19 protein-coding genes and 1 pseudogene are annotated in these 19691 nt (G+C 70.2%); 12 read left to right on the forward strand and 8 right to left on the reverse strand.

Annotated features, from left to right (window positions below):
• Nucleotides 1-244 precede the first annotated feature (244 nt).
• Nucleotides 245-772, reverse strand: a complete 528-nt coding sequence (locus NRF20_RS05715; protein ID WP_398634572.1) for a DoxX family protein — start codon at nucleotides 770-772, stop codon at nucleotides 245-247.
• A 237-nt stretch (nucleotides 773-1009) separates the two neighbouring features.
• Here NRF20_RS05715 and NRF20_RS05720 point away from each other — a divergent pair, with 237 nt between their 5' ends.
• Nucleotides 1010-3025, forward strand: coding sequence for an FAD-dependent oxidoreductase (locus NRF20_RS05720; protein ID WP_413752132.1), 2016 nt, complete (start codon nucleotides 1010-1012; stop codon nucleotides 3023-3025).
• 91 nt (nucleotides 3026-3116) lie between these two features.
• Nucleotides 3117-3656 (forward strand): PadR family transcriptional regulator, encoded by a 540-nt coding sequence (locus tag NRF20_RS05725; protein ID WP_413752133.1) that lies wholly within the window; start codon nucleotides 3117-3119, stop codon nucleotides 3654-3656.
• Between the two features lie 90 nt (nucleotides 3657-3746).
• On the opposite strand, the gene NRF20_RS05730 is transcribed toward NRF20_RS05725, so the two are convergent.
• Together NRF20_RS05730 and NRF20_RS05735 are read right to left on the reverse strand one after the other, a co-directional pair.
• Complete coding sequence (locus tag NRF20_RS05730) at nucleotides 3747-4712, reverse strand: DMT family transporter (RefSeq protein WP_413752134.1); 966 nt, start codon at nucleotides 4710-4712, stop codon at nucleotides 3747-3749.
• On the reverse strand, nucleotides 4709-5587 hold the full coding sequence (locus NRF20_RS05735; RefSeq protein ID WP_413754529.1) for a phosphatase PAP2 family protein: 879 nt from the start codon (nucleotides 5585-5587) through the stop codon (nucleotides 4709-4711). Before NRF20_RS05735 ends, NRF20_RS05730 begins: the two co-directional genes overlap by 4 nt.
• 165 nt (nucleotides 5588-5752) lie before the next feature.
• Here NRF20_RS05735 and NRF20_RS05740 point away from each other — a divergent pair, with 165 nt between their 5' ends.
• The 6 genes from NRF20_RS05740 to NRF20_RS05765 all read left to right on the forward strand — a co-directional run bounded on the left by NRF20_RS05740 (nucleotide 5753) and on the right by NRF20_RS05765 (nucleotide 10752).
• Nucleotides 5753-6376, forward strand: coding sequence for a TetR/AcrR family transcriptional regulator (locus NRF20_RS05740; RefSeq protein WP_398634552.1), 624 nt, complete (start codon nucleotides 5753-5755; stop codon nucleotides 6374-6376).
• Between the two features lie 241 nt (nucleotides 6377-6617).
• Nucleotides 6618-7424: an SDR family oxidoreductase gene (locus NRF20_RS05745; RefSeq protein ID WP_398634553.1), complete on the forward strand. Its 807-nt coding sequence runs from the start codon at nucleotides 6618-6620 to the stop codon at nucleotides 7422-7424.
• A gap of 55 nt (nucleotides 7425-7479) precedes the next feature.
• The gene (locus NRF20_RS05750) at nucleotides 7480-8493 is read left to right on the forward strand and encodes an SPFH domain-containing protein (protein WP_413752135.1); all 1014 of its coding nucleotides are present in this window, start codon (nucleotides 7480-7482) and stop codon (nucleotides 8491-8493) included.
• On the forward strand, nucleotides 8490-9389 hold the full coding sequence (locus NRF20_RS05755) for a hypothetical protein (protein WP_398634555.1): 900 nt from the start codon (nucleotides 8490-8492) through the stop codon (nucleotides 9387-9389). Before NRF20_RS05750 ends, NRF20_RS05755 begins: the two co-directional genes overlap by 4 nt.
• Nucleotides 9390-9694: 305 nt before the next feature.
• Nucleotides 9695-10108 (forward strand): hypothetical protein, encoded by a 414-nt coding sequence (locus tag NRF20_RS05760; RefSeq protein ID WP_413752136.1) that lies wholly within the window; start codon nucleotides 9695-9697, stop codon nucleotides 10106-10108.
• 143 nt (nucleotides 10109-10251) lie between these two features.
• Nucleotides 10252-10752 (forward strand): NUDIX hydrolase, encoded by a 501-nt coding sequence (locus tag NRF20_RS05765; RefSeq protein ID WP_398634557.1) that lies wholly within the window; start codon nucleotides 10252-10254, stop codon nucleotides 10750-10752.
• Nucleotides 10753-10799: 47 nt separating this feature from the next.
• Here NRF20_RS05765 and NRF20_RS05770 read toward each other — a convergent pair whose 3' ends face one another.
• On the reverse strand, nucleotides 10800-11906 hold the full coding sequence (locus NRF20_RS05770) for a PP2C family protein-serine/threonine phosphatase (RefSeq protein ID WP_413752137.1): 1107 nt from the start codon (nucleotides 11904-11906) through the stop codon (nucleotides 10800-10802).
• A gap of 429 nt (nucleotides 11907-12335) precedes the next feature.
• On the opposite strand from NRF20_RS05770, the pseudogene NRF20_RS05775 reads away from it, so the two are divergent.
• Both NRF20_RS05775 and NRF20_RS05780 read left to right on the forward strand, forming a co-directional pair.
• Nucleotides 12336-12707, forward strand: a pseudogene (locus NRF20_RS05775) (metallophosphoesterase family protein); the annotation flags it as partial.
• Nucleotides 12708-12980: 273 nt separating this feature from the next.
• Nucleotides 12981-13673, forward strand: coding sequence for a formylglycine-generating enzyme family protein (locus NRF20_RS05780; RefSeq protein ID WP_413752138.1), 693 nt, complete (start codon nucleotides 12981-12983; stop codon nucleotides 13671-13673).
• Between the two features lie 68 nt (nucleotides 13674-13741).
• Here the strand turns inward: NRF20_RS05780 and NRF20_RS05785 are convergent, their stop codons facing one another.
• Nucleotides 13742-14983: a cytochrome P450 gene (locus tag NRF20_RS05785; protein ID WP_398634560.1), complete on the reverse strand. Its 1242-nt coding sequence runs from the start codon at nucleotides 14981-14983 to the stop codon at nucleotides 13742-13744.
• Between the two features lie 57 nt (nucleotides 14984-15040).
• On the opposite strand from NRF20_RS05785, the gene NRF20_RS05790 reads away from it, so the two are divergent.
• The gene (locus NRF20_RS05790) at nucleotides 15041-15268 is read left to right on the forward strand and encodes a hypothetical protein (protein WP_398634561.1); all 228 of its coding nucleotides are present in this window, start codon (nucleotides 15041-15043) and stop codon (nucleotides 15266-15268) included.
• On the opposite strand, the gene NRF20_RS05795 is transcribed toward NRF20_RS05790, so the two are convergent.
• Both NRF20_RS05795 and NRF20_RS05800 read right to left on the reverse strand, forming a co-directional pair.
• A complete protein-coding gene (locus tag NRF20_RS05795; protein ID WP_413752139.1) occupies nucleotides 15258-16469 on the reverse strand; it encodes an MFS transporter in 1212 nt (403 codons plus the stop codon). The genes NRF20_RS05790 and NRF20_RS05795 overlap by 11 nt on opposite strands.
• Before the next feature lie 57 nt (nucleotides 16470-16526).
• A complete protein-coding gene (locus tag NRF20_RS05800) occupies nucleotides 16527-17465 on the reverse strand; it encodes a DMT family transporter (RefSeq protein WP_413752140.1) in 939 nt (312 codons plus the stop codon).
• A 95-nt stretch (nucleotides 17466-17560) separates the two neighbouring features.
• Here NRF20_RS05800 and NRF20_RS05805 point away from each other — a divergent pair, with 95 nt between their 5' ends.
• Entirely contained in the window at nucleotides 17561-18493 is a 933-nt protein-coding gene (locus NRF20_RS05805) for a LysR family transcriptional regulator (RefSeq protein ID WP_413752141.1), read from the forward strand.
• Nucleotides 18494-18624: 131 nt separating this feature from the next.
• On the opposite strand, the gene NRF20_RS05810 is transcribed toward NRF20_RS05805, so the two are convergent.
• Complete coding sequence (locus NRF20_RS05810; protein WP_413752142.1) at nucleotides 18625-18870, reverse strand: hypothetical protein; 246 nt, start codon at nucleotides 18868-18870, stop codon at nucleotides 18625-18627.
• Between the last annotated feature and the right edge of the window lie 821 nt (nucleotides 18871-19691).

A 19691-nucleotide genomic window follows, 5' to 3' on the forward strand; every position in this document is an offset into this window, starting at 1 on the left:
GGTACTTGGGCGCGGACTTACCGGTTCCGTACGGCCTGAGGCCTGGTTGCGGCCGCGAGGTCGAGCTGGATGCGACGTCGGTGGGGTCGCCGGTACGGCGACGAGAGATGCGGTGCCGCCCCACGGGGACAGGTGCGGCACCGCGCGCCTCCCCGGCCGCGTCGCTGACATTCGGCAAGTAACGCTGCCGGGACCGGGCGGCTCCCTCCCTGGGGTGCCGTCCGGTCCCTGTCCTGCCAGATGGTCAGGTCGCGTCGGGGTCGACCGCGGCCCGGCCCTTGGCGCGCCTGCCGACGACGGCTGCCGCCGCGACCGCGCTGCCCGCGAAGGCAAGGGCGACCACCCATGGCTGGTTGAAGACATGCCGGGTGGCATGGTCGAGGGAGTACCGGCCGGGGCCGATCAGGCCGATCGCCGCCGCGGTGAAGCCGAGGAAGGCCGGGTACTCGTAGCCGCCGCCCTGTGCGAAGAATCCGGCGGGTGCGTGGACGGCCACGGCGCCCGCCATCGCCCCGGCCGCGGCCGCACCGGCCGCCGGGGTGGCGAGACCGAGGACCAGCAGTGCGCCGCCGCCCGCCTCGCCGAGCCCGGCGGCGACCGCGCTGTGCTTGGGCGGGTGGAAGCCCATGGCCTCCATCGCGGCCGTGGTTCCTTCGATGCCTCCGCCGCCGAACCAGCCGGCCAGCTTCTGGGTACCGTGCGCGGCCAGTACCGCACCGGTACCGACGCGCAGGACGAGCAGGCCGAGGTCACGCCGGTCGAGGCAGGCCATGAGAGCCTCCGCAAGGGTTCGGGGGTCGGTGGGCTTCGACGCGCCACCCGCGCCGTGGCGGACAGATGCCACGCTTCCACTTTCCGTGGCCCGGGGCACCGACGTGTCCTGGTGTTACGCCGTCCGGGGGACGACCGCACTCCCGGCTCTGCGACGAACACCATTGTGCAACTTGTTGCACAATGGTGTTTCGGTGGTCTACAACTGGCGCAACGACACCGCGCGAGGAGCCGCCCCATGAGCCCGTACCCGAATATGCTGAGCCCGCTCGACCTCGGGTTCACCACCCTCCCCAACCGGGTGCTGATGGGGTCGATGCACATCGGTCTGGAGGAGGTCGAGCGCGGCTTCGAGCGGATGGCCGCCTTCTACGCGGAACGTGCCCGGGGCGGCGTCGGCCTGATGGTCACCGGCGGCATCGCTCCGAACGCCCGTGCCTGCTCCCTCCCCGGCGGCGCCAAGATGACCAACGAGGCGGAGGCCGAGCAGCATGCGCGGGTCACCGCCGCCGTGCATGAGGCGGGCGGCCGGATCGCCATGCAGATCCTGCATTTCGGCCGGTACGCACACCATCCCGACCTGGTTGCGCCGAGCTCGATCCAGGCGCCGATCAGCGCATTCACTCCGCACGCCCTTGACGACGACGAGGTCGAGGAGACCATCGAGGACTTCGCCAGGGCCGCCGAGCTCGCGCGGCATGCCGGGTACGACGGTGTCGAGATCATGGGCTCCGAGGGCTATCTGATCAATGAGTTCATCGCCGCCGCCACCAATCACCGCACCGACCGCTGGGGCGGCTCGTACGAGAACCGCATCCGGTTCCCCGTCGAGATCGTGCGCCGGGTCCGTGAGCGCGTCGGCAGCGATTTCATCCTGATCTACCGGCTCTCGATGCTGGATCTGGTGCCCGGCGGTTCCTCGCTGGAGGAGGTCGTGCAGCTCGCCCGCGAGATCGAGGCCGCCGGCGCGACGATCATCAATACGGGAATCGGCTGGCACGAGGCCCGTATCCCCACCATCGCCACCTCGGTGCCACGCGGCGCCTACACCTGGGTCACCGAAAAGGTGCGCGGCGCCGTCTCCGTACCGCTGGTGACGAGCAACCGCATCAACACGCCCGAGGTCGCCGAGGAGATCCTCGCCTCGGGACGGGCGGACATGGTGTCGATGGCCCGGCCGTTCCTCGCCGACCCCGACTTCGTCGTCAAGGCGTCCGAGGGCCGCGCCGATGCGATCAACACCTGCATCGGCTGCAACCAGGCCTGCCTGGACCACGTCTTCAGCGGCCAAGTCACCTCCTGCCTGGTCAATCCTCGCGCCTGCCACGAGACCGAACTCACCCTGTCTGCGACCCGCACCGTCAAGCGGGTGGCGGTCGTCGGCGCCGGGCCCGCCGGTCTCGCGTGCGCCGTCGCAGCGTCCGAGCGCGGGCACGAGGTGACGCTCTTCGACGCTGCCGAGGAGATCGGCGGCCAGCTGAACGTGGCGCGCAGGGTTCCCGGCAAGGAGGAGTTCAACGAGACACTGCGCTACTTCCGTACCCGGCTCGCGGAGGAGAAGGTCGGGCTGCGGCTCGGTACACGGGCCACGGCCGATGTGCTCGAAGGCTTCGACGAGATCGTCCTCGCCACCGGTGTCACGCCCCGCTCCCCCGCGATACCGGGCCTGGACCACCCCAGCGTGGTCAGCTACCTCGACATCCTGCGTAACGGGGCACCAGTCGGTGACCGGGTCGCGATCATCGGGGCGGGCGGTATCGGCTTCGATGTCGCCGAGTTCCTGACCGACTCGGGCGATGCGGCAAGCCTCGACCCCGAGGTGTTCTTCCGGCAGTGGGGCGTCGACACCGACTACCGCGACCGGGGCGGTCTCCGCGCCCCGGAGCGTCCGAAGACGCCGCGCACCGTCCATCTGATCCAGCGCAAGAACAGCAAGGTCGGTGAGGGGCTGGGCAAGACGACCGGGTGGATCCACCGCACCGAGCTGCGGCACCGCGGCGTCACGATGACTTCGGGCGCCGCCTACGACCGGATCGACGACGACGGGCTGCACCTCACGGTCGACGGCGAACAACGCCTCCTGCCGGTCGACACGGTAGTGCTCTGCGCGGGCCAGGAGCCGCGCCGCGAGCTGTACGAGGAGCTGCTCGCCGCGGGCCGACCGGCGCATCTGATCGGCGGCGCCGATGTGGCCGCCGAGCTGGACGCCAAGCGCGCGATCCGCCAGGGCACGGAGCTCGCCGCTGCGCTGTGACGGATACGGGAACCCCCCGGCCCGGGGGTTCCCGACCGGCCCGGCCCCTCCGCCATGGGGCCACTGCCCGGCCGTCCTTAGGATGCACCCCATGTCACTCCCGCATGCGATCCTCACCGCCCTGCTCGAAAAGCCGTCGTCGGGGCTGGAGCTGACCCGCAGGTTCGACCGGTCGATCGGCTATTTCTGGTCCGCCACGCACCAGCAGATCTACCGCGAGCTGGGGAAGCTGGAGCAGGCCGGGCAGATCCGGGCGCTGCCGTCGGAGCAGCCCGCCCGTGGGCAGAAGAAGGAGTACGAGGTGCTGCCCGCGGGCCGCGAGGCGCTGTCCGCATGGGTGGTCCGCTCCGAGGACCCCAAACAGATCCGGGATCCGCTGCTGCTGCGGATGCGGGCGGCGGCGGTCGTCGGGGCAACCGGCCTGGATGCGGAGCTGCGCCGCCATCTGGAGCTGCACCGTCGGCAGCTGGCGGAGTACCTGGAGATCGAGAAGCGGGACTTCCCGCCCGAGCGGAACTCCGACGAGGACCGGCTGCGGCATCTGGTGCTGCGTGGCGGCATCGATCTGGAGAACTTCTGGATCGGCTGGCTGACGCGGGCACTGGCCCAGGACGAGCAGCCGAGTCCGTAGTCGGGTTGTTCCCGTACGTGACAGTTCGGCGGGCACATGTCACGTCTTCGCGGCATGCCCCCGGCGGGCGGCGGGCGTCGCATCCACTCGTTACGGTCCGCCCACCGGGATCCGGCCCAGCTCCGGTCGTAGCGTCGGCTGGTCCATCGGCCCTCGGCTCCCGATCACGACGCGAGACGGTGATCCGGCCCCGGGCTTCGGCTCGGCCGTGGCCCGGTCGGCGACGGCCGAGGTCTCCGCCTGTGCGCGGCTGAGCAGAATCACGCCCCGTACGGCCGCTGCCGTGCCGAGCACTGCCGGGACCAGGCTGATCGTGCCCCCCTGGAGGCGTTCGCCGAGCAGGGCCAGTCCTATGGCGGCCGCGGCCACCGGATTTGCGAGTGTGACGACGGCCAGCGGCGCGCCCAGACCACCCCGGTAGGCGGTCTGGGAGAGCAGCAGCCCGCTCATCGCGAACACGGAGACGAGAAGCGCGACGATCACCAGGCGCCAGCCGAACAGCGGGCCGGTGTGGTCGGTGACGGAGACGGTCAGGGTCTGGGTGAGCGCGGAGGCGACCCCGGAGGTGATGCCGGACGCCGCCGCATGCCGCAGGCCGGGGCGTGCTCCCGGGCGGCTGAGTCCGGCGACGACGGCCATGGTCCCGGCGCCGACGGCCAGGGCTTCGGGGAGGCTGAGCGTTTCGTGCGGGGCGGTGCCGCCCGCGGTCATCAGCAGGGCACCGAGGCCGAGCAGGGTGAGGACCGTGCCGCGCCATTCGATCCTGGTGACCCGGCGTCCGGCGACCCTCGCGCCCAGCGGGACTGCGGCAACCAGGGTGAGGGCGCCGAGCGGCTGGACAAGGGTGAGCGGGCCGTACCTGAGCGCCGCGACATGCAGCAGCGCGCCACCGGCGTTCAGTCCGACCGCCGACCACCAGGCGCCGCGCCCGAGCAGCCTCAGGACCCCGGCGTCCGACTCGGTGCGCCCGGCGAGCCGGGCCTGCGCCACCGCGGCCGAGGCGTACGCGGCGGCGGAGACCAGCGACAGCGCGACGGCGATCAGGGTGGCGTTCATCGCCGGGTCCCGGACGAGGCGTACGAGCGGGCGGAGTGGGTCTGCGGCTCGGCGCCGGCGGTCGACACGGCGGGTTCGGCGGGCCGGGGCACGGCCGTCGGCGCGGGCTCGTTCGCCGTGGAGGGCCACGGGATGTGTGCCCGTACCGGCACCGCGCCCTTCAGCGGCAGCGCCACGAACGCCACCGCGAGGAGCGCGGAGACCACGATCGAGTCGAGCCAGTAGTGATTGGCCGTGCCGACTATCACCAGCAGCGTGATGAGCGGATGCAGCAGCCACAGCCAGCGCCACCGGGTGCGGGTGGCGACGATCAGCCCGACGGCGACCATCATCGCCCAGCCGAAGTGCAGGGAGGGCATGGCGGCGAACTGGTTCGCCATCGAGTCGGTCGCCGGCGTCGCTGCGTACACCGTCGGTCCGTACACCTGGCCGGTGTCGACGAGTCCGGCGGCGGCAAGCAGCCGCGGCGGGGCGAGCGGGAACAGCAGATGGAGTGCGAGCGCGGCACCGGTGAACGCGGCGAGGATGCGGCGCGACCAGACGTAGTGGCGCGGGCGGCGCCAGTAGAGCCACGCGAGGAAGAGCAGCGTGGCCGGGAAGTGCACGGTCGCGTAGTACGTGTTCGCGAGGTGGATCAGCGTCTCGTTGTGCAGCAGCAGATTCTGCACAGTGCCCTCGCCGGGCAGGTGCACGGACCGTTCGAAGTCCCAGACGTTTCCGGCGTTGCGATACGCCTCCTCGACGTGACCGTTCGCGGCCTGCCGGCCGAGTTTGTAGATCACGAAGAGCCCTACGACGAGAAGAAGCTCGCGGACGAGGGGCGGTCGGGCAGAACTGTCCGGCTCCTGATCTGCGGGCTCGCTACCGGCGTACATCACCCGGTGCCCCTTTGCTGACGAAGCAGTGTTGCGGCGGCATGGTCCAGTCCACGCCGCATCGATACGCCAGTGTACCGATACGCGAACGTATCGGTACACGTGCGTTTCGGTACACTGGCGTATCGATGGACCTCGTCGCAGAATCGCTGAGAGGGAAAACGCATGTCGCCGCAGGAAGCCGCGCAGGAAACGGCACACACGCCACGTCGCTCGAAGATCACGCCGGAGCGGGCGCAGGAGTTCTACGCGGCCGTGCTCGACATGCTGAGAGAGTCCGGCTATGAGGCCCTCACCATGGAAGGGGTCGCCTCGCGGACGCGCTGCGGCAAGTCCACGCTCTACCGGCAGTGGGGCTCCAAGCCCGAACTGGTCGTGGCGGCGCTGCACGGCACCCGGCGGGTGCTGCTTCCGCACATCGACACCGGCACCCTGGCAGGGGATCTGCGCGAGGCCGCCCAGGCCATCGGTGCGGGCTCGGGCCGCGACACCCCGCTGATGCACGCGCTCAGCCACGCCGCGCTGCAGAGCCCCGAGCTGCTGTGCGCGTTGCGCGAGGCGCTGATCCTGCCGGAGATCGCGGCGATCGAAGCGATGGTCCGGCGCGGAGCGGAGCGCGGCGAGATTCCGGCGGACACTCCCGCGGCCGAGTTCATCTCCGCGCAGTTGCTGGGCGTGGTGCGTGCCCGGCCGCTGCTGGAGGGGAAGTTCGCGGATGAGGCATATCTCACCCGCTTCGTGGAGAACGCCGTCCTTCCCGCACTTGGACTGGAGGCGTCCGCGCCCTAGCCCCCAGAGACGTGGGCCGTTGTCCGAGCGGATGACGACGGCCCGCTCGCGCCGCACCGTGGGGACGGGGGCGGCGCACCATCCGGGCGGCCGGTGACTCCTCAGGGAGCCACCGGCCGCCCGCGCTTCTTTCCCCGCGGCTCGCCCCACCCGCCCAAAGCGGCGACTGTTCTACCAAACAAACGATTGGTAGCTTTACGGAATCGACCAGTGTGCACTTCGGCCACAGCAGAGGCGGACCATGGACATCGGCAATCCCATCGACTTCACGGGACGGGCAGTGCTCGTCACCGGTGGCACGAAGGGCATCGGCGCCGCGATCGCCAAGGCCTTTCTCTCCGCCGGTGCGGATGTACTGGTCTGCGGCCGCAGCGAACCGCCGGAACTGCCGGGAAGCGGCGCCCGGCAGGCACACTTCCGCGCAACCGATGTCCGCGACCCTGCAGCCGCCGCCGCACTGGTCGACACGGCGGCGGAACGGTTCGGGCGGCTGGATGTGCTCGTCAACAACGCGGGCGGCTCCCCCGCCAGCGACGCGGCCACCGCTTCGCCGCGGTTCGTCGAGAGGGTCGTCGCACTCAATCTGCTGGCCCCTTTCTATGTGGCGCAGGCCGCCAACCGGATCATGCAGGGCCAGAACGAGGGCGGCTCGGTCATCAATATCGGCAGCGTCTCCGCGCACACCCCGCAGCCGGGCACGGCCGCCTACACGGCGGCGAAGGCCGGACTGCTGGCACTGACCCGGGCGCTGGCTCTCGAGTGGGCGCCCAAGGTACGCGTCAACCACATCACGACCGGACTGATCCGCACCGAGAGCGCGGCACCGGTGTACGGGGAGGACGGCGGCGCCGCCGTCGCCGAGGTGATTCCGATGCGACGGATGGCCGTACCGGACGATGTTGCGCGCGCCTGCCTGTACCTGGCGGGCGGCCTGGCCGAGTACGTCAGTGGGGCCGATCTGGCGGTGCACGGCGGGGGCGAGATGCCGGCCAGGTTCCTGGCCTCGAAGGGCGGACGTGCACACGGACGATCGTTCTCGTCCCCTTGACGATATCGGCGGACCCCCTTATCGTCTCCATGACGAGAATGAGGGGGATTCCGACATGGCCGACATCACCAGGCGCTTCGGCTGGCGCCATTTGCGCTCCGCACCCACTGCCCACATCCGCCACCACAAGCGCGGCCGGCTCGCGCACGACGGACCCGGGCTGAGTTTCTGGTACCGGTCACTGACCGCCGCACTCTCTGAAGTGCCGGTCAACGACCGGGAGTTGGCCATGGCCTTCCATGCCCGCACGTCCGATTTCCAGGACGTCACCGTGCAGGCCACCGTGACGTACCGGATCAGCGACCCGGCCGAGGCCGCCGCCCGCCTGGACTTCTCCGTCGACCCCGACACCGGGGTCTGGCGCGGCGCGCCACTGGAGCAGATCGCCACGCTGCTCACGGAGACCGCCCAGCAGCACACTCTGGACGTGCTGGCCAGAACAGCGCTGGCCGAGGCCCTGGTCGACGGAGTCGCATCGGTACGCAACCGCGTCGCAGCAGGGCTTGCCGCCGAACCCCGGCTGCCCGCCACCGGCATCGACGTGGTCGCGGTGCGGGTGGTCGCCATCCGTCCCGAGGCCGAGGTGGAGCGCGCGCTGCGCACCCCCGCCCGCGAGCAGATCCAGCAGGAGGCCGACCGGGCCACCTACGAGCGCCGTGCCGTGGCCGTGGAACGGGAACGGGCCATCGCCGAGAACGAGCTCGCCAGCCAGATCGAACTGGCCCGCCGCGAGGAACAGTTGGTCGAGCAACGCGGCACCAACACCCGCCGTGAGGCCGAGGAGAACGCCGCGGCCGACGGGGTACGCGCCGAGGCCGAAGCGGCACGCAAGGTGCGGCTGGCCCGGACCGAGGCCGAAGCCGCCCGCGAGGTCGGCGCCGCACGCGCGGAGTCCCAGGCGGCTTGGCTGCGGGTACACGGCGAGGTGGACGCCGCGACCCTGCACGCCCTGGCAGCGACCAGGCTCGCCGAGAACCTGCCGCGCATCGACAGCCTCACCCTCTCCCCCGACGTCCTCACCGGCCTGCTCAGCAAACTCGGCAGGACCGGCCCGGGGCCCCGGGCATGAGCCTCGCCCCGCGCGCTGTGCTGGTCCACCGCACCACCGAGTACGACGAGTTGCTGGCCCGGCACGGCACTCACGGCCAGGCCGCGTTCTTCCTCTCCAGCCGTGGCCGGTCCATCGACGAGGTGGCCCTGCGGCACCGGCAGACCCAGCAGGCGCTCGCCGACGTGGCGGCGGCCGTACCGCTCCAGTGGCGTCAGTCACGGGTGGAACGCGCCGATCTCGACCGTTTCCTGTTCGCGCCCGAGGACGTGGTGGTCATCGTCGGACAGGACGGACTCGTCGCCAATGCCGCCAAGTACCTGTCCGGCCAGACCGTCGTGGGCATCGACACCGACCCCGGACGCAATCCGGGCGTGCTCGTACGCCACCGGCCCTCCGATGCGGCCGCCCTGCTCCGGGCGGCCGCATCCCCCGGCGGCGCGGCGGACGAACTCACCATGGTCGAGGCGGTCACCGACGACACCCAGCGCCTCCTGGCCCTCAACGAGATCTACCTCGGCCCGCCCGGCCACCAGACCGCCCGCTACCGGCTCGGCCCCGACGCGCCCGATGCTCCCACCGAACCACAGGCCTCGTCCGGCGTCCTGGTCGGCACGGGCACCGGCGCCACGGGCTGGCTCCGCTCACTGTGGCAGGAACGCCACAGCGCCCTGCGGCTCCCCGCACCCACCGACCCGCGGCTGCTCTGGTTCGTCCGCGAGGCCTGGCCGTCACCGGCGACCGGCACCTCACTGGTCGCGGGCGAACTGGGGCGCGGACAGCGGCTGAGACTCACCGTGGAGTCCGACCGGGTCGTGGTCTTCGGCGACGGGATGGAGACGGACGCGCTGGAGCTGACATGGGGTCAGACGGTACGGCTGGGCATCTCGGCGACATCGCTGCGACTGACCGTCTGACGGCCCGGACCTCGCACCTCGCGTCCGGACGGCGAACTCTCCCTGGTCCCGGGCCCATCGCCCCGGGCCGCGTCCGCGACGGCCCGGCGTGCCGTTTCCGCCGAGACGGGCGTCGGCGACGGGGTGCCTCGTAGGTGACCGGCGCCGCGACCTCGGCCACATCGGGAAGTGCGGCCAGACGTACCGCGTCGGATTCGGTCGCGCGGGGTGAACTACCGGTCGTGATCGGACGCGAGATGTTGTCCGGTCATCATCTCCAGCCGGCCGAGTTGGCCGATTCCCTGGGGCGGGGTATGGAGGTCCGGATGGCGGACGAGATCCCGACGAAGCTCGTCATCGCCGACGGCTCGCTCGGCATGCTTCCCCTGGATGCCCTGCCCGCGGAACCGGCCGCTCTGGTGGTGCGCTCCAGCGGTCTGCTGGTATCGCTGGCCGCGCTGTTCGAGTCGGTGTGGCGTCATGCGCTGCCGCTAAGCCTCAGCAGCGGAGAACAGGCCGTGATGGCACAGGAGCCGGGCCCCGACGCCGTCGATCTGCAGATCCTCTCACTTCTGCTGGCCGGGCTCACCGATGTGAGTGTGGCCAAGGAACTCGATCTCGAGGCGCGGACCGTCCAGCGGCGGATCAAGCGGCTGATGGATCTGAGCGGGGCAACGAGCCGGCTCCATCCGGGCCGGTATGCGAGCGAGTACGGCTTGCTCACCCGACATGGCAGCTGACCGGCCGCGGCGAACACCGGGCCTCCGCCGGGCAGCGGGCCACCTCGATGGGGCCGCGTGCGGTGGTACGTAGGCTGCCGGGTACACCGGAACGCCGAGGCCTCACGCCCGCGGCACCCCCACGCCCAACCACTAGGAGCACCATGGACACCACCTCCACGGACACCCTCTCCCGCAATGCCCGTCCGCCGCTGGCGCAGGCGGCGCTCGGCGTGGGCGTCATCGTGCAGGACACCCAGGGGCGCGTGCTGCTCGGCAGGCACCACAGCGGAACCTGGGAGCTTCCCGGCGGCAAGGTCGACCCGACCAATGAGTCCATCGCCGCGGCGGCCGTGCGTGAGCTCCGCGAGGAGACGGGCCTGGAGGTCGACGTGGACAGCATGACGGTTTTCGCCATGCTCCACGATGTGGTTGCGGGGATCAACCGGGTGTCGATGGCTGCCGTGACAACCCTGGAATCGGGGAGCCCACGGGTGACCGAGCCCCATCTGATCAGCACCTGGCAGTGGACCGCGCTCGACGCTCTGCCGGGTCCGTTGTTCGGTCCCTCGGCGCAGGTACTCGCGGCCTGGCGCCCGGATCTCTCGATCGAGCACCCTCCCGCGCACCGGCTGACGGTCTCGGCCACCGGAGACGGCTCGTAGCCCTGGCCCCTCAGCCCGGTGCCCGGGGTTCGCAGGCGGAGTCGGCTTCAGCCGAGCCGGTGGCCGCCGCGCCGGGCGACGGCGAGGATGGCCATGTCGTCCTGGTGACCGCCGCCGCTCCACCGTGCGACATCCGCGGTCACCGCGTGGACCAGGTCGCCGGGATCCATGAAACGGGCGCCGGTGAGCACGGCGGACGCACAGGGATCGTAGAAGGTGCCCGTCCGGTTGCGTGCCTCGGTGACGCCGTCCGTGATCAAGAGCAGCAGCGCTCCGGGCGGCATCGGGAAGACATCGGTGAGTGCCTCGCCGTCGGGTGCCGGGACCGCCCCCAGCCCCATGCCCAGGGGCAGCTGCGGACGGGTCGCATCAAGCCGTACGATCGCGCCGTCGTGGATCAGGTACGGGCCCGGATGACCACGGTTGACCAGGCGGAGCAGCTCGCCGTCGCCGGGGACCTCGACCAGCACGGCCGTGGTGAAGTCCTCGCCCGATGTCTCGCTTCCGCAGCGGCCCGACTCCCTGCTCAGCGCGTCGTCCAGGCGCTGCGCCAGCTCGGCCAGCGTGGGGGCGTTCTCGGCCTCCTGACGGAACGCACCGATCGCCACCGAAACGGATGCGACCGCCTGGAGTCCCTTGCCCTTCACATCCCCGATGATCATGCGCACGCCGTACGGAGTCTCCTGCACCGCGAAGAGGTCGCCGCCGATTCTGGCCTCGGCCTGTGCGGGGGTGTATCCGGCGGCGACGGCGAGCGGCCCGGCCCGCGACGGCGGATCCGGCAGAACCGCCAGCTGCACCGCCTCAGCGATGACCCGCGCCCTCGCGAGATCCCGCCCCTGACGCCGCAACAGCAGGTTGACGGCGAGGGCCAGAATTCCGATGAGGCCGATCACGGCGAGATCGACGAAAGTCTCAGAAGCGGAACGCCCTTGGACGTAATCCAACCCCACCGAGACCGCGCAGGCGAGGCTCGCGACGAGAACGCCGGCCCGGAACGACAGCATCGCTCCGGCGATCAGCGGCGCCGCGGCCAGGAGCGGAAGTCCCATGTACGGCTGGGGCGCGAGGATGTTCAGCAGTACGCCCGAGACCAGGGCCGGAACGACGAGCAGCCAACCGGCCCATGCCGCCGTGCGCCCACTCTCCTTCACCTGTGCTCCCTGTCGCTCCCCCTCCAGGCCCTAAATTTGAACGTACCACCCAAAATATCCATATATACGTCATCGTCGGGCCTCCTGATTCCGGCTTCCGCCTCCGCCCGGACCTGACCGGCCGGCGGCGCCGGGTGAGGGGCGCCGAGGTACGGGATTTCGGGGAGCAGGTCGCTGTGGGGGCCGATGTGGTCGCTGCTGACCTTGCCGTTGGTGAGCATGGCCAGGCGGGCAGAGGTGACGTCGTCGGTGAGAGTGCGGCCGTTGGGGTAGGCGGCGGGCCTGGTTCGGTCGAAGCGCAGGACGTCCGGCAGAACGGCGTGCAGAGTCTGCTCGGCGGTCTGCGGGTCATAGCCGCCGCAGTACTGGAGGGCTGCGGTCCACGGTTCGCGACAGGTGTCCCAGTCCGTCGCGGGTTCGCCGCGGTTGGTCGTCCTCGTCGACTCCCGCCTCGACCGCTGGAAGGAAGTCTTCAGCGGACTCGATGCCGATGTCCGCACCGTCGTCTGCGGCCACACCCATATGCCGTTCGTGCGCCTCGCCCACGGCCGGCTCGTGATCAATCCCGGCAGCGTCGGCATGCCGTACGGAAGGGCCGGAGCCCACTGGGCCATCCTCCGCCCGGGCGTCGAACTGCGAACCACGGACTTCGGCATCGAGGCCGCCGCCACTCGGATCGGCCGGGACTCCACCTACCCCGAAATCACCGAGTGGGCCGACTACTTCCTGCACGCCCGCGCAACGGACGAAGACGCCCTTGAAGCCTTCGCCCCACGCGACGGCCGCCGCCACGCGCCGTGACACTCACCCTCCCCGGGTGAGTGTCACGGCGCCGACGGAGAAGGGAACCACACGTATGGACCTCAAGTACACCCCTGCACCGGCGAGATGATCCGGCACGCAGAGCGGGAGACATTCCGATATCTGCCGGGACAATCTGAACCACTGTGCGCCGACGTGACGTTCTGGGCCTGTATCGTCACTTGTTCGAAAGTCCGGAGGCACGGTCCGTCCTCCGGGCTGCTGACAGGCCGGCGCGTCGGTCCGATCCGCTGGTGCACATGAGGAGCTGCGATGAGCCCTGAATCCCTGCTCCGACAGGCGGTCGCCGAGGGCATGAGGGGCATCCCCGCCGGGGAGATCGTCCTGCGGGACGAGGGCACGCAGACGAACTGGAACGTCCAGGTCGCCGCCTTCCGGCTGGCACCGTATCCCGTGACCCGCGAGCTGTACCACGCCGTTCGGGGCGAGGCGCCCGCGAGTTCGGCGGGGCCGCGGACACCGGTGACCGAGGTCTCCTGGAAGGAAGCCGTTCGATTCTGCAACCTGCTCTCGCAGGCTACGGGACTCGAACCCTGCTACTCGATCGACGACGACCCGGACGGGCAGGGCGTGATCTGCGACTGGGAGGCCGACGGCTATCGGCTCCCGTCGGAGGCGGAGTGGGAGTACGCGTGCAGGGCCGGAACCTCCGGTGCGCGCTACGGAGAGCTGGACGAGATCGCCTGGTACCGCGGGAACTCCGGCGGCGAGGTGCACGATGTCGCGACCAAGGCGCCGAACGCGTGGGGCCTCCACGACTTGATCGGCAACGTGTGGGAGTGGTGCTGGGATGTCTACGATCCCCGGGTCTACGGCCCGTACCGCGTGTTCCGTGGCGGAGGTGGATACGATCACCCCCGAGGGTGCCGGGCGTCGTGCCGCCGCAAGAGTCACCCGACCTTCCGCATCGACGACCTCGGGTTCCGGCTCGCCCGATCACTCTGAGCGGCGGACACGCAACGCGTCCGGCCGATGCCGTTCGTCCCGGGGCGCCCCATCACCCGGCACGCGGCTCAGGAACGGCTGCCGACGGTCGCGTCATCGAATGTGAACGTGACCGGCAGGTGTTCGGGGCCACGTAATCCGCCCGGCCGCCACCGCAGTTCGTCCGGGGGAACGGCCAGGGCGAGATGTGGAAGGCGGCGCAGCACGGTGCCGATGGCGATCTGGCCCTCGAGCCGGGCCAGCGGCGCACCCAGGCAGTAGTGGATGCCGTGTCCGAACGCGAGGTGGGCGTTGTCCTGCCGGGCGATGTCCAGGCGGTCGGGTTCGGGGAAGTGCTCCGGGTCGCGGTCCGCGATGGCGGAGGCGACCAGCACGGTCGCGCCGCGAGGGATGTTCACCCCGGCGATGGTGATGTCCTTGCGCGCGAACCTGGCGATGCCGGGGTTGACGGGGCCGTCGTAGCGCAGGAATTCCTCGATCGCGCCCGGCAGCAGCGCCGGGTCGTCCCGCAGCATCCGAAGCTGGTCGGGGTGGGCGAGCAGTGCGGCAATACCGCTGCCGATCAGGTTGACCGTGGTGATGTATCCGGCCGCCAGCAGCAGGAAGGCCATGGCGATCAGCTCGTCCTCGTCCAGCCGCTGTTCCTCGTCCCTGGCAACGATCAGCGCGCTGAGCAGGTCGTCCCCGGGCCGGGCTCGTTTGGCCTCCAGGAGCGTGGTCAGGTATGACCGCATCTGCCGCCACGCCCCGTCCACCCGGGCCGGGTCCGGCGGCTCGATCCCCCGCAGGATCATGTCGTCGGTCCACCGCTGGAAGTCGTGCCGGTCGGTCGCGGGTACCCCGAGCAGTTCGCTGATCACGGTGACCGGAAGCGGCAGCGCGTAGGTCTCGATGAGGTCGGCGCGACCGGCGGGCACGATCTCGTCGAGCAGTCGGTCGGCGATCCCCTGGACGCGGGGCCGCAGTTCCGCCACCCTGTGCGCAGTGAACGCCTTGGAGACCAGGCGGCGCAGGCGGGTGTGATCGGGCGGATCGGAGCGGAGCATGTTGCGCAGCACGGACTCGCGGTCGGTGGCGGGCAGCCGCTCGATGAGCCGGGGATCCGACGCGTCGCGGACGTCACTGCTCAGCTGCGGGTGGGACAGGGCCGCGAGGCCGTCTTCATACCGCGTGACCAGCCAGGCTTCCAGGCCTCCTGCGATGACGGCGCGTCGCACCGGGCCGTCATCGCGAAGCTGTCGGTAGAGCGGAAAGGGATCCGCCACGAAGGCCGGGTCGGCGTAGGGAAGGAGGACCGGCTGCTGGCTCATCATGCCTCCCGTAGGGCATCGCGCCTCTTCACACACAATTGAACCGCTCTGAGCGATATGCCCCAGCGTAATGGGCCCGGGGCGCCACCCAGGGGAAGGGCGTCGCGAGCCGAGCCCGGCGGGTCGGCGATCAGCGTCCCGGCAGGGCTGGGGCCGGACGGACTGCCCTGCGCGGTGCAGTTCGTCGCCCCGCATCACCGCGAAGACCTCGTGCTCGGCTCCGCGCTGACCGTCGAAGCCGCCCACGGAACGGTGCACCCGCCGGCCTTCGCGATCAGCTCCTGACGAGACGGTTCACCAGCCGGACTGAAGCCGAGGGGCAGGGCACGAGAACGGGCCGGAGTCGTATATGACACATCCGGTACGACCTCAGGCCCGCGATCGCGGAACCGACGGCGAGTGCGCCGGTGAGCAGGAAGCGGAAGGTGGCGTTCATTCGGCCGAGGAGGGAGTCCGGCGTCATGCGCCGGCGCAGGCTGACGCCGAGCACATTGTCCATACCCGTCTTGAGCATGGCCAGTAGCCAGCCGGCCCCTGCCGGCCACAGCCAGGCACTTCGGTCGATGAGCGGCACGAGGAGTCCTGCGGGCGCCAGGCAGAGGCCGGCGAGGCCGAGGGTACGACCGTGGCCCAGACGCACAGCAATGGGGCGGGCGCACCGGGCTCCGAGGAGGAGACCGGTTCCGCCCACCGCCCAGAAGAGCCCCAGCGCACCTGCCGGGAGGCCGAGTTCGCGGACGAACAGCACGGGGAGCATGGTGTTGATGATCTGGGAGCCGAGATTGGACAGGGCCGCGGTGAGCGCGAGCGCCCGTAGTTCCTTGTTGCCGAAGACATGCCGTAGCCCCGCCGCAATCTGCGCTCCCAGCGGGGCACGCCGCCCGGGAACGGGCGGGCTCGGCGCCGGCGTGCGACGGACGGCGGTGAACCGAAGGGCCGAAGCCAGGTAACTCACGGCGGTGCACGCTACGGCCACAGGTGGGGTGAGCAGTTGCGCGAGCCCTCCGCCCGCGCCCCGCCCGGCCACATTGCCGACGGCCATGAGGCTCACCACGGCAGCGTTGGCCTGGATGAGGCCGTCGCGACCGACCAGTTGCGGCAGCACGCTCTGCGAGCCGACGTCGAAGAACACGGTGGCGCAGCCGTTCAACAGGACCACCGTATAGAGCTGCCAGAGTGTGAGGCACCCCAGCCACCAGGCCACGGGAACGGAGGCGAACAGCCCTGCACGCACCAGGTCCGCCGTGATCGGCACACGCCTGTGGCGCATCCGGTCCACCCACGCCCCGGCGGGCAGACCGATGAGGAGGAAGGCGACGGTGCTCAGGGTGGCGAGTGCCCCGACTTGGCCAGGATTTGCGTCCAGGGCGGACAGGGCGATGAGGGGGACGGCGACGTAGCCGGTGTGGGTGCCCAGCCGGCTCAGGGCTGTCGCGGTGAAGAGGGTGCGGAAATCAACTGTCCGAAAAGGGGAGTTGGGCTGCATGGTCCGTTCATCCAGAGGGCGAGGGTACGGCCGGGCCGGGCGCGGCACGGTCCGGTGTCAGCTCTCTTGCGCGACCGGAGCCGCGGCCGCCACAGCGGCCGACTGTGGAGGTGTCCGTCGCCGTCGCCGCGTCATGGCCACACCGGCGAGCACGACGATCATTCCCGTGACAGCACGGAGGCCGATTTCCTCGTTGAGCACAATCGCGCCCAGCACCAGGGAGACCACGGGCAGTAGGTATCCGACGGTGGCGGCGTCGGTGGCGCCTTCGTCAGCGATGATCCGATATGTGAGGTGGAAGGTGATCCCGGTCGCGAATATCCCGAGGACAGCAACGGCGGTCAAGGCTGTCGGGCCGATGTGCAGGGACGCCGGGCCGCCTACGGGCAAACTCAGCGCGGTCAGTCCGGTCGCGGCGATGAGCTGGGCCGCGGAGAGGGAGAGGGTGGAAGCGCCCTTGCCGACGAGATTGCGCTGCATGTAGGCGAAGGCGACGGCATAGCTCGCCGCTGCGCCGAGGATGGCGACAGCACCCGGACTCACGCCTCCGCTCTGCTGCCAGGGGGCGAAGATGAGCACCGTTCCCCCGAGTCCGACCACGAGTCCGCTCAGCCGGATCGGGTGGAGTCCGCGTTCGGTGCCCATCGCGAGACCGATCAGCAGCGACCACAACGGAGTCGTCGCGTTCAGTACGCCTGCCAGGCCGGAGTCAACGGTCTGCTGAGCGATGCTGAACAACGTGAACGGCAGAGCGTTGCAGAAGAAGGCGGCCACGAAGAGGTGACCCCAGATCGCACGGCCGCGTGGCAGGCGTTGCCGTATGAACAAGCACACCACCGCCAGGACAAGCGCGCCGAGCGCACAGCGGATGACGGTGACCTGGGCGGGCGACAGACCCTTCAGAGCCAGCTTGATCCACAGGAAGGTCGACCCCCACAACAGTGCGAGCACGCCTACCCGTGCCCAGGCCAATGTTCCGGGTCGTCTGTTGATCATGATCCGTCTCCCTGCTCGTCCGTCCCCAGGAACGGTGCCCGAGGAGATCTGACAGGACAAGTGAAAAGAAGTGCACCCTCGTTAAGCTCTCCTACATGCTTGATGTGAGGCGTATGCAGGTTCTGCGCGCGGTGGTCAGCAGCGGGTCGGTCACCGCGGCAGCAGCGCATCTCGGCTACACACCGTCCGCTGTGAGCCAGCAGGTGGCAGCGCTGGAGAAGGAGGCCGGGATCGCGCTGCTCGAACGCGTCGGCCGGGGCGTGCGGCCGACGGCCGCCGGGCGGCTGCTCACCGAGCACGCCGCGATCATCAGCAAGAACGTTGCCGAAGCGGAGACAGCACTGGCCGAACTGCGCGCCGGGCGCACGGGGCTGCTGGCGATCCGCTACTTCGCCACGGCGGGAGCGTCCATGGTGGCGCCCGCCGTGACCCGGTTCCGCAAGGAGCACCCGGGCGTACGGATCGATCTCAAGCTGATCGAACCCGAGGACCCACTGCCGGAGGTGGAGCAGGGCCGGGCCGACCTGGCCATCATGGTCCGGTCGCGGGACGGACGGCCCGGTGACGGCATCCGTCTCGTGCACCTGCTCGACGACTCGTACGCTGCCGTGCTGCCCGCGGGACATCCCCTCGCCGCGAAGCAAGTGCTCGACCTGGCCGAACTCGCCCACGAACCGTGGGTCGGCAGCGAGCCGCCGGGGCCTTGCCTGGATCCCGTGATCGACGCCTGTGCCGCGGCGGGCTTCACCCCCGACTTCGTGGTGCAGAGCGAGGACTACGCCACGGCACAGGGATTCGTCGCGGCCGGTCTCGGTATCGGCCTGATCCCGCTCATGGGTCTGGGAAACCGCCATCCCGCCGTCGTCGTGCGCGAAGTCCAGAACCCGAAGCCGGTCAGGGCGATCCATGCGGCGGTGCGCGAAGTCTCACTCGCCCAGCCCGCGCTTCGGGGCTTGCTCGACGCGCTCACCGACGCCGCAGCCGCAAGTGCCGACAGTTGCGTGCGCGCCGGTCATGCGGCTTGTTGACACTCATGACGGAGGCCGCCGATGCGGTCGCACCGGCCGCATGTTCCGTGAGGAGGCCACCGTCTTCAGGCCGAGGGGTCGTTGCCGAAGGTCGTCGCAAGGTACTGCGGGGATCGTCCCGGACATTGAGTTCATTGACCCCATTCCGGCGCGACCGAAGGATGCGGCGGCTGCCGGCGGCCTTTGACGCGGACCAGATCCGGCCAGTACCTCTCGGCGGCCCCGATCCGGCTCAGTACGGGGGTGACGGCCTTCGCCGACTGCCCATAGCCGCCGACGAGTTCGCCCATCATGCCGGCGCCCTCATCGGGGCCGCCCGCGGGCCGGTCCGGCGTCGACAGGCAGGTGCGGGCCGCCACCGCCCGCTCGATCGTCATGGCCTGAGACTCGTCGCCCGAGGTAGCCGCGCCCGTTACTGAGGGCTCTGGCTCTCGCCCTCCCCGCGACGCTGCTGCTGTCAGCGGCCGGGGCCCCGTTCCTCGCGAAGTCGCACGAGCGTGGACGTGATCCGGTCGATTCCCATGTCGCACGTTTCCAGGTCGGTCGCGAACGACAGCCGGATGGCACCGTCCCTGCTGGGGGGCGTTGACCGCGCTGTTGAAGGTGCGGTGCACGTGTCGGCCGCTCGCCCGCTGCCAGTGCACATCGCCGCCGTCCGCTGAAGCGGTCAAGCGGGTTGGTCCCCAACTGGTTCCGAAAATGGTCGAGGGGCCGTTCCGGATTGCTCCAAAACGGCCCCTCGACCTGCGACTCTTTCGAGTCGGGACGACAGGATTTGAACCTGCGACCCCTTGACCCCCAGGAGTGAGAGTCGGGGGTATTTTCTGGATATAACCGGCTTAATTAAGGCGCAAGTTGTGTGCAGCAGTGTCTATCGTGCGCCTTCGCGCACATCGTGTGGTCCCCAACTGGTCCCCAGACTCGCTGCGCCGGCGACCAGGCTCCTGCCTGATCCGTCCGGTCACCTCACGTGTGTGTGCGGCTGGCGGCTGACGCCTCGTCAGCATCGCCTCGCCCAGGAGCAGAAGGCGAGGTCTAACGCTTGGCATCGGTCAAGCGTGCCCGTCGCTCTTATGTGTGGCAGGGCTCGTGTCCATTGTCTTCCATCGGGCAACCACCTCGTCGTGAAGGGCCGACGGACGGTCCGCGCGCCATCTGGTGCAGGCACCGCTGTCGGCGCCGACAAGGGCGGCAGCAT

Origin of the sequence: Streptomyces sp. R-74717, from assembly GCF_047305335.1 — a bacterium.
GTDB lineage: Bacteria > Actinomycetota > Actinomycetes > Streptomycetales > Streptomycetaceae > Streptomyces > Streptomyces atratus.